This window comes from Paractinoplanes polyasparticus (genome assembly GCF_019710575.1).
Classification (GTDB): domain Bacteria; phylum Actinomycetota; class Actinomycetes; order Mycobacteriales; family Micromonosporaceae; genus Actinoplanes; species Actinoplanes polyasparticus.
In genome coordinates, this window is sequence record NZ_JAHWFK010000040.1 from 1 (window position 1) to 12,780 (window position 12,780).

Annotated in this window: 15 protein-coding genes; 9 read left to right on the forward strand and 6 right to left on the reverse strand. The window is 71.8% G+C overall.

Translation table 11 applies throughout. The features are described from left to right. The coding region (locus KXC43_RS33455) for a hypothetical protein (protein ID WP_221380215.1) at positions 1-201 on the reverse strand (201 nt) is incomplete at its 3' end. Positions 202-740: 539 nt separating this feature from the next. Here KXC43_RS33455 and KXC43_RS33460 point away from each other — a divergent pair. Further along, on the forward strand, positions 741-1,499 hold the full coding sequence (locus tag KXC43_RS33460) for a cutinase family protein (protein WP_255645297.1): 759 nt from the start codon (positions 741-743) through the stop codon (positions 1,497-1,499). A 188-nt stretch (positions 1,500-1,687) separates the two neighbouring features. Here the strand turns inward: KXC43_RS33460 and KXC43_RS33465 are convergent, their stop codons facing one another. After that, positions 1,688-2,650, reverse strand: coding sequence for an SAM-dependent methyltransferase (locus KXC43_RS33465; RefSeq protein WP_221380216.1), 963 nt, complete (start codon positions 2,648-2,650; stop codon positions 1,688-1,690). 44 nt (positions 2,651-2,694) lie between these two features. Between KXC43_RS33465 and KXC43_RS33470 the strand changes: the two genes are divergently transcribed. Continuing rightward, on the forward strand, positions 2,695-3,456 hold the full coding sequence (locus KXC43_RS33470; RefSeq protein ID WP_221380217.1) for a hypothetical protein: 762 nt from the start codon (positions 2,695-2,697) through the stop codon (positions 3,454-3,456). A gap of 40 nt (positions 3,457-3,496) precedes the next feature. Here KXC43_RS33470 and KXC43_RS33475 read toward each other — a convergent pair whose 3' ends face one another. Both KXC43_RS33475 and KXC43_RS33480 read right to left on the reverse strand, forming a co-directional pair. After that, positions 3,497-4,984 (reverse strand): M28 family metallopeptidase, encoded by a 1,488-nt coding sequence (locus tag KXC43_RS33475; protein WP_221380218.1) that lies wholly within the window; start codon positions 4,982-4,984, stop codon positions 3,497-3,499. 72 nt (positions 4,985-5,056) lie between these two features. Next, positions 5,057-5,734, reverse strand: coding sequence for an NUDIX domain-containing protein (locus tag KXC43_RS33480; RefSeq protein ID WP_221380219.1), 678 nt, complete (start codon positions 5,732-5,734; stop codon positions 5,057-5,059). 59 nt (positions 5,735-5,793) lie between these two features. On the opposite strand from KXC43_RS33480, the gene KXC43_RS33485 reads away from it, so the two are divergent. Further along, positions 5,794-6,552 carry a DeoR/GlpR family DNA-binding transcription regulator gene (locus tag KXC43_RS33485; RefSeq protein ID WP_221380220.1) on the forward strand — a complete coding sequence of 253 codons (759 nt, stop codon included), beginning with the start codon at positions 5,794-5,796 and terminating at the stop codon, positions 6,550-6,552. A gap of 63 nt (positions 6,553-6,615) precedes the next feature. Then, on the forward strand, positions 6,616-7,056 hold the full coding sequence (locus KXC43_RS33490; RefSeq protein ID WP_221380221.1) for an Imm63 family immunity protein: 441 nt from the start codon (positions 6,616-6,618) through the stop codon (positions 7,054-7,056). Here the strand turns inward: KXC43_RS33490 and KXC43_RS33495 are convergent, their stop codons facing one another. Beyond that, positions 7,057-7,371 (reverse strand): ribosomal L7/L12 family protein, encoded by a 315-nt coding sequence (locus tag KXC43_RS33495; protein ID WP_221380222.1) that lies wholly within the window; start codon positions 7,369-7,371, stop codon positions 7,057-7,059. On the opposite strand from KXC43_RS33495, the gene KXC43_RS33500 reads away from it, so the two are divergent. Next, positions 7,370-7,912 (forward strand): pentapeptide repeat-containing protein, encoded by a 543-nt coding sequence (locus tag KXC43_RS33500; protein WP_221380223.1) that lies wholly within the window; start codon positions 7,370-7,372, stop codon positions 7,910-7,912. The two genes, KXC43_RS33495 and KXC43_RS33500, sit on opposite strands and share 2 nt — an antisense overlap. Before the next feature lie 15 nt (positions 7,913-7,927). Here KXC43_RS33500 and KXC43_RS33505 read toward each other — a convergent pair whose 3' ends face one another. Then, complete coding sequence (locus KXC43_RS33505; protein ID WP_221380224.1) at positions 7,928-8,881, reverse strand: helix-turn-helix transcriptional regulator; 954 nt, start codon at positions 8,879-8,881, stop codon at positions 7,928-7,930. 53 nt (positions 8,882-8,934) lie between these two features. On the opposite strand from KXC43_RS33505, the gene KXC43_RS33510 reads away from it, so the two are divergent. The 4 genes from KXC43_RS33510 to KXC43_RS33525 all read left to right on the forward strand — a co-directional run bounded on the left by KXC43_RS33510 (position 8,935) and on the right by KXC43_RS33525 (position 12,779). Beyond that, positions 8,935-9,585: an alpha/beta fold hydrolase gene (locus KXC43_RS33510; RefSeq protein ID WP_221380225.1), complete on the forward strand. Its 651-nt coding sequence runs from the start codon at positions 8,935-8,937 to the stop codon at positions 9,583-9,585. Positions 9,586-9,710: 125 nt separating this feature from the next. Next, a complete protein-coding gene (gene ald, locus KXC43_RS33515; RefSeq protein WP_221380226.1) occupies positions 9,711-10,826 on the forward strand; it encodes an alanine dehydrogenase in 1,116 nt (371 codons plus the stop codon). Further along, positions 10,823-11,734, forward strand: a complete 912-nt coding sequence (locus tag KXC43_RS33520; RefSeq protein WP_255645319.1) for a site-specific tyrosine recombinase XerD — start codon at positions 10,823-10,825, stop codon at positions 11,732-11,734. Before ald ends, KXC43_RS33520 begins: the two co-directional genes overlap by 4 nt. Positions 11,735-11,849: 115 nt before the next feature. Continuing rightward, positions 11,850-12,779, forward strand: coding sequence for a ParA family protein (locus tag KXC43_RS33525; RefSeq protein ID WP_221380227.1), 930 nt, complete (start codon positions 11,850-11,852; stop codon positions 12,777-12,779). The last annotated feature ends 1 nt before the right edge of the window (position 12,780 follow it).

Here is a 12,780-nt window from a genome sequence, read left to right on the forward strand (position 1 = left end):
GAAGCGGGCGCTGGTGAGGAAGCGGGCGCTGGTGAGGAAGCGGGCGCTGGTGAGGAAGCGGGCGCTGGTGAGGAAGCGGGCGCTGGTGAGGAAGCCGGCGCTGGCGAGGAGGCGGGTGCCGAGGGTGGCGCCGCCGACGAGGGGGCAGCTCCGGCCGCGAAGAAGTAACAGCGGCGCGTACGGCGGCGGTGTGGGGTCCATCCCGGCCCACACCGCCGCTTCTCTTTGTCCGTCGGCCGTTCGGCCTCCGGGTCGCGGGGCAGAAAGTAGCGCTTCGTCGACCGTTTCGCCGTCGGCCACCGTTCCGGCAACCACCGAGCCGGCCGGCGGTGCCGGTGGCGGCAGCGGCGGCGACCTTCCACTGACCGGCGCCGACATCGCGGTGATGGCGGGGGCCGGCGGTCTGGCGGCCTTCGTGCCGTCGCGTCGTCGCCGTACGAGCTTCAGCGCCTGATTTCCACCATGGGTGAACGGTTGGTCGCTTTCGGGCGGCCGGCCGTTCTCGCGCATTGCCGTATGACCATTTCCTGAGCATTTCTGAGACGGCCATCTCAACGCTGTGACCAGCTAATATGCCATTCGGTCAATGGGGCCGAAATTCTCCGGCACACCCGCCCGATCCCGCCTGGCAGCCCTCGCCGTACTCGCCTGTAGCAACCGATCGATGGCGCGGTTGCGGGGATGAAGGAGGGCTAGGAATGGCGAAAAGGCGTGTGGGGGCCGGGAAAAGCAGGCGGTTGTTGACGATCGGCATCTGCGCCGCCGTGGTGGCGGCCGGCGCAGTGGTGACGCCGCAGGCTTTCGCGGGCACGGCCGGAAGCTCGGCCGCGAGCGCCGGGAGCAGCTCGTTCTTCGAGCGGCTCCGGGCTCGTTTCAACCAGGGCGGCAACGCAGGCGGTGGCAACGCCGGTGGCGGCAATGCGGGCGGTGGCCAGAACGGCGCAGGCTGCTCCGATGTGGAGCTGGTCTTTGCCCGCGGAACCGGCGAGCCGCAGGGGCTGGGCATTCTGGGGCGGCCACTCGAGCAGGCGCTGGCCGACGAGCTGCCGAACCAGACCGTCGACTCGTTCGCCGTCGTGTACGCTGCCGCGAGCAACCAGCGAAGCGCCGGCCCGGGCGCCACCAACATGACCCAGCACATCCAGCAGGTGGCCCAGAGCTGCCCGGAGACGCAGTTCGTGATCGGCGGCTACTCGCAGGGCGCAACCGTCACCGACATCGCGATCGGCATCCGCGGCGCCGGCACCCAGGGCGAGGCCATCCCGGCCGGCCTGCGGGACCGGGTCGCGGCCGTCGTCGTCTTCGGCAACCCGCTGGGCATCCGGCGGCAGACGATCGCCCGGGCCGCCCCCGAGTTCGCCGACCGCGCGGTCGAGTTCTGCGCCACCGGCGACCCGGTCTGCGGCGGCGGCAACAACTTCTCCGCTCACCTCGCGTACGCCCGCAACGGCGACGTGCAGGACGGCGCCGCGTTCGCCGCCGGCAAGATCGGCGGCTGAGATCCGGCGGGCGTGCCGGTCACCCTCGGAAGTGGCCGTCCCGCCCGCCTCCCGCCCCGCGGGGCCGGGTTTTGTGCGAGACGAACCGTCTCGTCTCGGCTGGAGGCGGCTGCCGGCCGTGAGTCGCAACGTCTCGTCTCGAGAGAGCGCGGCCGCGCGAACAGGTGTGCCGCGGCGCGTAGCGACCGTCAAGACGGCGGACGACGCAAAAGCGCGACCGGCCCCAAGTCGGTGACCACGGTGCGGATGGGCTCGAAGCCGGCCGACGACGCCTCGGCGACAAGGTCGGCGAGCGGCCGCGCGAACGCCAGCTGCTGGGCCCGGGCCACCATGCGCCGCAGCGTGAAGGCGGGTCGCACGTCCTCGGGCTCGGCGTCGAGCTGCTGCATCAGCAGGAAGCCGCCGGGGCGCAGGCTACGAAGGATCATCGCGAGCGTCGCCGCCCGCACCGGTGACGGGAAGAACGGCTGGGCCCAGAACGCCGCGTCGTAAGCCGCCGGCTCGTCGAACTCGCGGGCGTCCATCACCCGCACGTCGATCCGGTCGGCCACGCCGATTTCCTCGGCCCGCGCCGCTGCGACGGCGGCAACCTCGGGCACGAGCTCGATCGTCGTGGCCCGCAGGCCCGGCAGTACCGTCGCCGCGGTCAGCACGAACCCGCTGACTCCGCTGCCGATGTCGAGCAGGCGGCCGCCGGCCATTGCCTGCCACATCTCCGGTGCTGACTCGAAGAGCTTCTCGACCAGCGCGCCGGCCCCGGGCGCCGACGGCCGTAGAGCGTTGGCCCGCGCCACGACCAGCGCGTCGGCCGCGGTCAGTGGGGCTTCTCCCGTACGCAGCACCGAGTCGACCATCCGCGCGCCGAGCACCGCCTCCTCGATCTGGGCGGCGAAGTCGACGAGCCCGCCCAGCGCGGCCGTCATGTCGTCGGTGAGGCGGAAGCGTCCGTCGGTCTGTTCGGCCACGCCGTGGGCGACCAGCGCCGCGAGCACGTCGTCGGCTGTGGCCGCGGGCAGACCGGAGAACTGGGCGAACTCCTGCGGGGTGCGCGCTTCGGCGAGGTAGGTCGTGTAACCCTGCTGCTGCGCGGCGTTGAGGAGGGCCAGAGCCTGCGCACCGTGTGCCCAGGCCGCCAACAGTTCGGTCACCATGACGGCATGATCGCAGGATGTCACTGTAGACCGGGTGACCTACCGTGACCGGTGTGATGGTCGTCGCGACTGTGGCTTACTGCATCGGGGGCTGCCTGATCGGCGGCGCCGGCATCTTCGTCCTGCTCAACCTGGGTGACCATCGGGCGCTGCGCACACTGCGCCGGGTAGTCCCGTCCCCGGTGCCGGCGCGCACGAGCGGCCGCGTCGCGGTCGAGGGGCGCACCGAGTACGGGCCGTCGGGCCGCCAGGTCGGGCCGGTCACCGGCGAGGGCTGCGTGTGGTTCCACGTCCGGCTGATCCGCGAGCCGGCCCGTTGGCAGTCCACCGGCGAGTCCGACCCGGTCTACGACGTGCTCCTCGAGTTCTCGTCGCCCGGCGGGTTCGCGCTCGCCGACCACAGTGGCCGGCTCCCGGTCGACCCCGCGATCCTCGGCCATCCGTACCCGATGGAACCGGGCGTGGCGGTGAAGACCACGATCGAGCACGGGCCGAAGGCGCCGAGGACGCTACCGCCGGTGGTGCCGCGCGAGGTCGTCGACGACCTGCGCAAGAACGAGCGGCTCACCCTGACCGAGAGCCGGGTGCCGCGCGGAGTGCAGGTGTTCGCGCTGGGCCGCCTCGCCCGTGGGGAGTTGAGGCAGAGCCGGGCCGGTCTGACCGTCTTCACCACGAAGACGCGCGACGAGGTGATCGCCGCCCGCAAGGACGGCATCTCGCTCGGCAACCGGATGATCGTCAGCTTCGCTCTGCTGGGCCTGGCGCTGGCCGGCGGCGGTGTGGGCTACCTGGCGACCCTGGCCTGAACGCGGGTGACGGCCGGCGCCGTCACCCGCGTACGAGAAATCAGGCCTTGGTGATTTTGACGTTGTCGACGGCCGCTTCCACCAGTGAGGCGGTGGAGGCGTCGGCTGCCTCGACGCTCAGGCGGATGCTCTGGCCGGCGAACGACGACAGGTTGGCCGAGCCGGTGGCCCAGGACGCGGCCCGGTCGGATGCCGCTGCGGACTGGGTGAAGACCGTCGTCGTGGTGCTGCCCGAGACGACGCGGATGCGGACGTAGTCGGCGCTGCTCGCGTTGCTCAGGTGCGACAGGTACCAGCTGAAGCTCAGCGTCAGCGTGCCGGTGGGCAGGGTGATCGACGGGGACAGGATGGTGGTGGTGCCGCCGTCCACGTCGTTGGCTCCGGCGCTGCTGCCCGCGGACGCGCCGGTCACCAGGTCGAAGGAGCCGCCGGCCGCGGTGCCCAGCTGCGAGGTGGTGGCGGCCGGGTCGGCCCGCTCGAAGCGGCCCGAGGTGGCAGTGTCGCCCGTGCCGGCGGTCCAGCCCGTGGCCGTCTCGAAGGTGTCCTCCCACACCGTCGTCCCGGTCGGCGGGGCGCCGCCGTCGGCGAGGTTCCAGACGGCGTACGCGATGGCGTCGGAGTTGCGGTCGAGCGCAGTGTCGTTGATGTTGGCGGTCGTGTCGCACGACGCGTGGTAGCAGGGGTCGAAGGCGCCGGTCGTGCCGCCCCAGAGCTGCACCTGCGCGGCCGTCTTGCGGCCCTCGGCGCCGGTGAAGATGCCGCCGGCCGGGATGCCGTTGGCGATGAACGGGCCGTAGTCGCTGCGCCCGTCGAAGTCGGTGCCCCGGGTGGGCACGCCGATCGTGCCGAAGTACGCGGCCAGGGTCGCCTCGATCTGGGCCGAGCCGGCCGGGCCGGGGCCGGCGCCCGTGCCGTCGGAGTTGTCGCCGTCGTAGAGGAAGTAGCCGGGGTTGGGCGAGCCCACCATGTCGAAGTTCAGGTACCCGGTGATCTCGCGCCGCTGGGCGGTGGTCAGCGAGTTCACGTACGCGGTGGAGCCACGCAGGCCGAGTTCCTCGGCGCCCCACCAGGCGAAGCGCAGGTGGCGGTCGGGCTGGAAGCTGGTGCGGGCCACGGCCAGAGCGACCTCGAGGTTGGCGGCCGAGCCGGAGCCGTTGTCGTTGATGCCGGGGCCGGCCGTGACGCTGTCCAGGTGCCCGCCGATCATCAGGGTGTCGGCGGTGTCGCCGCCCGGCCAGTCGGCGATCAGGTTGTAGCCGGTGGCGCCGTTGTACGTGAACGACTGCTGGCGGGTGGTGTAGCCGGCCGCGTCGAGCAGGTTCTTGACGTACGTCACCGAGGCCAGATAGCCGGGACGGCCGTGTGCCCGGTTGCCGCCGTTGGCGGTGGCGATGCTCTGCAGCTGGGTCAGGTGCGCCTTGACGTTGCCGACCGGGATGTCGGGCGCGGCGACAGCCCGGGCTTGGGCCGGGGCGGTGGCCAGGCCCAGGATCAGCGCCGCGGCGCCGAGGACGAGGGGTGCTCGCACGAAGGTCCTCCGTGAGGCTCGGGGGTGTGCCCGCGAGCATGTCAGCGGAGCCGACTCATGCACTCATCCCAATCAATACATATCAACGTTCTGCCGAAACGGGCCGTGCAGGGCGGCCCACTGCAGCAGCATCACGGTCTTGGCGTCGGCGATGCGGCCGTTAGTCGTCTGTCGCAACGCCTCGTCGAAGTCGAGTTCGACGGTCTCGATGTCCTCGCCCTCCTCGGCCACGCCGCCGCCGGGGCCGGTGCGGTCAGCCGCCGTGTAGGGGGCGGCGTAGAAGTGCAGACGCTCGGTGACCGAGCCCGGGCTCATCCAGATGCCGAACACGTGCTGCAGGTCGCCGACCGTCACGCCGAGTTCCTCCGCCGCCTCGCGCCGGATCGCGCGGGCCGGATCGTCGTCGTCGAGCAGCCCGGCCGCGGCCTCGACGAGCATGCCGTCGGGATGCCCGTTGACGTAGGCCGGGTAGCGGAACTGGCGGGTCAGCAGCACCGTGCGCCGCTGCTGGTCGTAGAGCAGGATCGTCGCGCCGTCGCCGCGGTCGTACGTCTCGCGCTGTTCGGTGGTCCAGCTGCCGTCGCGGTGGCGGTAGTCGAACGTGGTGCGGCGCAGCACGTGCCACGCGGTGGCCAGCAACTCCACGTCCCGGATCTTCACGTCCGGGTTGCCGGTGAGGTCGCGGCCGGCCCGGTCGAGTCCGGTGCGGCCGCGGCTGTCGGGCAGGTCGAGCCCCTCGGTTCCGTTCATGGTCCGGTACGCTAGCCCGAAAACACGCAACAGTCGACAACAATGAGGAGAAACACGTAATGCTGCCGGCTGAGCGCCGCGACCTGCTGCTGGCCCGCTTGAGCGCGGACGGCAAGGTCGTGGCCAAGGACATCGCCGCCGAACTGAGCCTGCCCGAGGACACGATCCGCCGCGATCTGCGCGAGCTGGCCGCGGCTGGTCTCTGCCAGCGGGTGTACGGCGGCGCCCTGCCCCCCGCCCCGGCCGAGGCGAGCTATCAGGCCCGTACGGCGGTGGCGCCCGGCAGCAAGAAGCGGGTCGCCGCCGCAGCCGCCGCCCTGATCCGCCCGGGCGCGACCGTGCTGCTCGACGGCGGCACCACGGCCCTCGCCGTCGTGGCCGCGCTGCCCGCCGACCTGTCGGCCACGATCGTCACGCACAGCGTCACCGTGGCCGCCGCGCTGGTCGAGCACCCCGCCGTCGAGGTGCTCGTGCTGGGCGGCCGGCTGTTCAAGCACTCCGCGGTGACCTGCGGCGCCACCACCGCCGAGGCGGCCCACGGCATCGCGGCCGACCTGTTCCTGCTGGGCGTCACCGGCGTGCACCACCGGGCCGGGCTCACCACGGGCGACGCCGACGAGGCCGCGATGAAGCGGACCCTCGCGTCCCGCGCCGCCGAGACGTACGTGCTGGCCAGCGCCGAGAAGATCGGCGCCGCCTCGCCGTACACCGTGCTGCCCTTCGCGGAGATCGCCGGAGTCGTCACCGACGTGCCCGGCGACGATTCCGAGCTGGTCCGGCTGAGCGCCGCCGGTGTCCCGCTGATCCGGGCCGCGTGACTCCTTCGAAACAGTGGCCGCCGTAGTGCCGACCGGCACGGAAAGTTGTCTACCGTTGACGCTATGAAACAGTTTCGTCGCGACTCGGGCCCCGGCAACTCGGAGTGGGGCGTCGAAGTGCTGCGGGCCGAGGTGGCCCGCCTGGGCGCGTTGATCGACGCGCCGGCGGCCGACCTGGTCGCCTTCGAGCCGCGCGAGGCCGCCCGGCCCTACGTGCTCGTCGACGCCGACGGTGTCTACCACTGGCTGGTGGTCGAGCGCGGCCAGGTGTTGCAGGACCGCACCACCACGTCGCGCGACGAGCTTCTCTACTGGTCCTTCGACGCCACCACGTACGCGATGGCCGGCGCCTGGGCGACCCGCCACCCGGTCTCCGAGCAGGAGCTCCGGGTCACCCTGTGGCAGCGGCAGTTCGCCCTGCTGCGCACCCTCGACCCCGACTGGGAGCAGCGCCGCCGCCGCGAACTGGCCGAACGCGTCGCCGACCTGCCGCCCCTGCCCTGACTACTTCCGGAGCCCGCGCCGGTGCGCGATCTGCTCCACGGCGTCCTTGGCCTCGGCCAGGCCGGCGCCGGTGCGCTCGCGATAGACCTTGATGGCCTGGATGAACTCGCCCTTGACGAGATGGGCCACCACGTCCGGGTCCTCGGAGGGCGCCGGCTCCTCGATGCCGAGGTGCTTCATCACCGCGTCCACCTTGCGTTCGACGGCCGCCAGCCGGGCCGCCTCCCGCGTGCTGCGCTGATCCCGCCGGGAGGCGATGATGAGGCCGAAGCCCACAACGGCGATGATGACGGCGACGACAATCCCGGGATCCATGCCCTCTATCGAAGCAGCTGGAGGAAACATCGTCGCGCGAGAGATCACCGATCTGTCCTACGCCCGCGGCGCCACCTTCGACCGGGCCCGCCTCGACGACGTGTGGATCTCGCGCAGCCGCTGGATCGGCGGCACCTGGGCCGAGGCGCAGCTGCTGGGCGTCACCCTGCTCGACAGCGTGCTGGCCGGCGTGCAGGCCTACGGATCCCACTGGCGTCGCGTCGTCGTCCAGGACTGCAAGATCGACAGCCTGAACCTGCGCGGCGCCAACCTGCGCGACGTCGAGTTCCGCGACTGCGACCTGACCGAGGTCGACTTCGGCGACGCCACCCTGACCGACGTCACGTTCCCCGGCTCGGCGCTGCGGCGGGCCCGCTTCACCAAGACCGTCGTCAAGAAGCTCGACCTGCGCGGCACTCGCGAACTCGACGTGGCCCAGGGCTGGGACGCCCTGCGCGGCGCGATCATCAGCGTCGACCAGCTGGCCGAGGCTGCCCCCGCGCTGGCTCAGACCCTGGGCATCGTCGTCCGGGACCGCTGACCTTCCCGGCTCGGCTCAGGGCACAGCCTTGCCGAAGCGGGCCGCGACGGTGGCGACGGCCTCGCGTAGCTCGGGGCCTTCCTCGACGGTGAAGTCGATGGGGACGGTGGCCAGCCACTCCTGGGCGTACATGCGGGGGTTGGCGGTGGTGCCGGTCAGCACGCAACGCTCGCCGTCCGCCTCCAGGGTGCCCATGGGGGAGCGGATCCACGGCGCGACCTGCTCGATCGGGGCGTGGAAGACGACCCGGGTGGCGTACTTCCAGCCGACGCCCAGGTTGCGGTCGAGCGCGGCCACCGGGTCGAGGTCGTCCGGCGGGATGAACGACTGCGGCAGGCGCTGCACCGCGCGGATGCGATCTATCCGGTACGTACGGATGGCGTCCGCCCGGTGCGAGTGGCACAGCAGATACCAGCGGCCGAAGCGCACCACCACCGCCCACGGGTCGACCTCGGCGTCCCACTCGTCGCCGCCCTCGTTGCGGTAGGTGACCTGCACACGGTGCCGGTCGGCCACGGCCGCGACCAGGGCGCTGGTCAGGGCGGGGTCGGCGCGCGCGGCGCGGCGGTCGGGGGCGGCCGACGCGTACGCCCGTAGTGCTGCCGCCTGCCGGCCGATGCTCTCGGGCAGGGCGCGGATGACCTTGCTGAGCGCGGCCCCGACCAGGTCGTCGGCGTCGATCGCGGCCGGCTGCCCGTCGAGCACGGCCATGACGAGCCCGAGCGCCTGCTCCTCGGTGAACACGACCGGTGGCAGCCGGGTGCCGCGGCCCAGCCGGTAGCCGCCGTACGGGCCGCGGACCGCCTGGACCGGGATGCCGGCCTCCCGCAGGATTTCGACGTAACGGCGTGCGGCCCGCTCGGTGACCCCGAGGTGGTCGGCGAGCTGGGCTGCGGTCGTACCCGGGCGGGCCTGCAGGATTTCGAGCGTGCGCAGCGCCCGCGCGGTGGGACTCAAACCGGTCGGCACACTCGTGACCGTACCGGAAGCGGAACGTCCGGAATGGGTCCTAGGTTGGCCTCATGACTGCAGAACAGATTGTGCTCGTGGGTGGCCTGTGGCTCGACGCCTCGGCGTGGGACGGCGTCGTGTCCGAACTGGAGGGGGCGGTGCCGGTGTCGTTGCCCGTCCAGCCCGGCGCGACGCTGGACGACCAGGTGAACGCGGTGCTCGCCGTCGTTGACGCGGCCCCCGGGAAGTCGGTCGTGGTCGGGCACTCCGCCGCCTGCTCACTGGCCTGGATCGTGGCCGACCGCCGCCCCGACCGGGTGGCCAAGGTGGTGCTGATCGGCGGCTTCCCGAACGCCGACGGCGAGGCGTACGCCGCCTTCTTCCCGATCGTCGACGGCGTCATGGCGTTCCCCGGCTGGGAGCCGTTCGAGGGCGCCGACTCGGCCGACCTCGACGATGCGGCCCGGCGCGCCTTCGAGGCGGCGGCAGTGCCGGTGCCCGCGGGGGTAGCCCAGGGGGTGGTCCGGCTGACCGATGAGCGGCGTTACGACGTACCCGTGACGTTGATCTGCCCGGAATTCACCCCGGCTCAGGCGCGTGAGTGGATCGCCGCGGGGGACCTGCCCGAGCTCGCCCGGGCCAAGCACCTCGAGCTGGTCGACATCGACTCCGGTCACTGGCCGATGCTGACCCGCCCGGCCGAACTGGCCGCCCTGCTCTGAGAAAGCGTCGAAGCGGGCGAACGGCGCATAACGTCCAAAACGCGGAGTAGTCTTCGGCGGGGCGGCCGGGAACGGCGGCCGCCGGGGACGTCACTCAGCGTTGAGAAAGGACGGTGTCTCCCTCGATGAAGGTCGGCATTCCCAGCGAGATCAAGAACAACGAGTTCCGGGTGGCCATCACGCCCGCGGGGGTCTACGAGTTCCGGCGGGCCGGGCACCAGGTGCTCGTCCAGGCCGGGGCGGGCTCCGGGTCGTCCATCACCGACGGCGACTACGTCGCGGCCGGCGCGACGATCCTGAGCACCGCCGACGAGGTCTGGGGCGAAGCCGAGCTCGTACTCAAGGTCAAGGAGCCGATCGCCGAGGAGTACCCGCGCATGCGGCCCGGTCAGGTGCTCTTCACCTATCTGCACCTGGCCGCGTCCAAGGAGTGCACCGACGCGCTCCTCGACCGCAAGGTCACCGGCATCGCGTACGAGACGGTCGAGCTGCCCGACCGGTCGCTGCCCCTGCTGGCGCCGATGAGCGAGGTCGCCGGCCGGCTGGCGCCACAGGTCGGGGCATACCACCTGATGCGCTCCGGGGGCGGCCGCGGCGTCCTGATGGGTGGCGTGCCCGGTGTGTACGCGGCCAAGGTCGTGGTCATCGGGGCCGGCGTCTCCGGCATGAACGCCGCCGCCATAGCCCTGGGCATGCAGGCCGAGATCCTCGTGCTCGACCGCAACATCGCCCGGCTGCGCGCGGCCGACGCCGACTATCGGGGCCACCTGCAGACGATCGCCTCCAACGCGTACGAGATCGAGAAGGCCGTCCTCGACGCCGACCTGGTCATCGGGGCCGTGCTGGTTCCCGGAGCCAAGGCGCCCAACCTGGTCTCCAACGAGCTCGTCGCGCGCATGAAGCCCGGCAGTGTGCTCGTCGACATCTCGATCGACCAGGGCGGCTGCTTCGAGGACTCGCGGCCGACGACCCACGCCGACCCGGTCTACAAAGTGCACGAATCGCTGTTCTACTGCGTCGCCAACATGCCGGGCGCGGTGCCCCACACGAGCACCTACGCACTGACCAACGTCACCCTGCCGTACGCTCTCGAACTGGCCAACCTCGGCTGGCGGGACGCCCTGCGGGCCGACCGCGCGCTCGCCCTGGGTCTCAACACCCACGACGGGCACGTCACCTACGGACCGGTCGCGGAGGCGCACGGCATGTCGGCACTCGACCTCACCGAGGTGCTCACCTGACGATCGAGCGCCTGATCACCGCCTACCTCGACCACCTGACCGTCGAGCGTGGGCTGTCGCGCAACACCCTCATGTCGTACCGGCGCGACCTCGAACGCTACGCCCGGGCGCTCGCCGAGGACGGGATCGACGATCTCGCCTCGGTGGGCGCCGGCCAGATCGCCGGCCACCTGGCCACCCTGCGCGCCGAGGGCCTGGCCGCCTCGTCGGCCGCCCGGGCGGTCAGCGCCGTCCGCGGCCTGCACCGCTTCGCCGCCCGCGAGGGCCTGGTCACCGCCGACGTCGCCGCCGAGGTCCGGCCGCCCGCGCTGGCCCAGCGCCTGCCCAAGGCGCTCGACGTCGACCAGGTCACCCGGCTGCTCGACGTGCCCACCGACACCCCGCTCGGCCTGCGCGACAAGGCCCTGCTCGAATTCCTGTACGGCACCGGAGCGCGCATCTCCGAGGCCGTCGGCGCCGCCATCGACGACCTCGACCTCGACGACGAACCGGCCGCCATCCTGCACGGCAAGGGCGGCCGCACCCGGCTGGTCCCGGTCGGCGGGTACGCCAAGGCCGCGTTGGGCGCTTATCTCGTACGGGGGAGACCCACGCTGGCCGCCAACGGCCGGGGCACCCCGGCCGTCTTCCTCAACGCCCGGGGTGGACAGTTGTCCCGGCAGAGCGCGTGGACGATCCTGCACCGCGCCGCGGCCGCCGCCGGCCTGCCGGTCGAGGGCCCGCACGCCGTGAGCCCGCACACTCTGCGGCACTCCTACGCGACCCATCTGCTCGACGGCGGCGCCGACGTCCGCGTCGTGCAGGAACTGCTGGGGCACGCCTCGGTGACCACCACGCAGATCTACACGCTGGTCACGGTGGACAGGCTGCGCGAGATCTACGCGACCGCACACCCGCGCGCTCGTTAGAGCATTGCGCACCCATAGACGGCGACACGCCGACAGGCTGGCCCGGATCGACGGCACGCGTGGCGTACAGTCGGGCATCGGCTCCGGCGTTACGAGTCGGGGAGGGGGCGAGGGCATGGCAGGTAACGATCGGGCAGAGGCCTGGACCTCGGCGCTCCGCGAACAGCAGGGATCCATGGATCTCGGCGCTGACCTGGGTCCCGCCGACCCCACGGCCTACACGATGCGCCGTCCGATCCCCGAACCCATGCCGACCGACCGGCACGGCCCCGCGCGGATCATCGCCCTCGCCAACCAGAAGGGCGGCGTCGGCAAGACCACGACGACGATCAACCTGGGCGCGGCCCTGGCCGAGTACGGCCGCAAGGTGCTGCTGGTCGACTTCGACCCCCAGGGCGCCTGCTCCGTCGGCCTCGGCGTCAACCCGCACAACCTCGACCTCAGCATCTACAACCTGCTCATGCAGGACGACGTGACCGCTGAGGACGTCATCATCAAGACCGACGTCGCCGGCCTGCACCTGCTGCCGGCCAACATCGACCTCTCGGCGGCCGAGATCCAGCTGGTCAACGAGGTCGCGCGCGAGATGGCGCTGGCCCGCGTGCTGCGCTCGGTCCGCAAGGAATACGACTTCATCCTGATCGACTGCCAGCCCTCGCTGGGCCTGCTCGCGATCAACGCGCTGACCATCGCGCACGGCGTGCTCATCCCGCTCGAGTGCGAGTTCTTCTCGCTCCGCGGCGTGGCGCTGCTCCTCGACACCATCGACAAGGTGCGCGAACGCCTCAACTTCGACCTCGAACTCGAAGGCATCCTCGCCACCATGTACGACTCCCGCACCACCCACTGCCGCCAGGTGCTGCAGCGCGTGGTCGAGGCGTTCGGCGACAAGGTCTACCAGACCGTCATCACCAAGACGGTCAAGTTCCCCGAGTCCACCGTGGCCGGCTCACCGATCACGTCGCTCGACCCGGCCTCGTCCGGCGCCCGCAACTACCGGCAGCTCGCCCGCGAGGTCATCGCCGCCAAGGCCGAGCGCGGCTGAA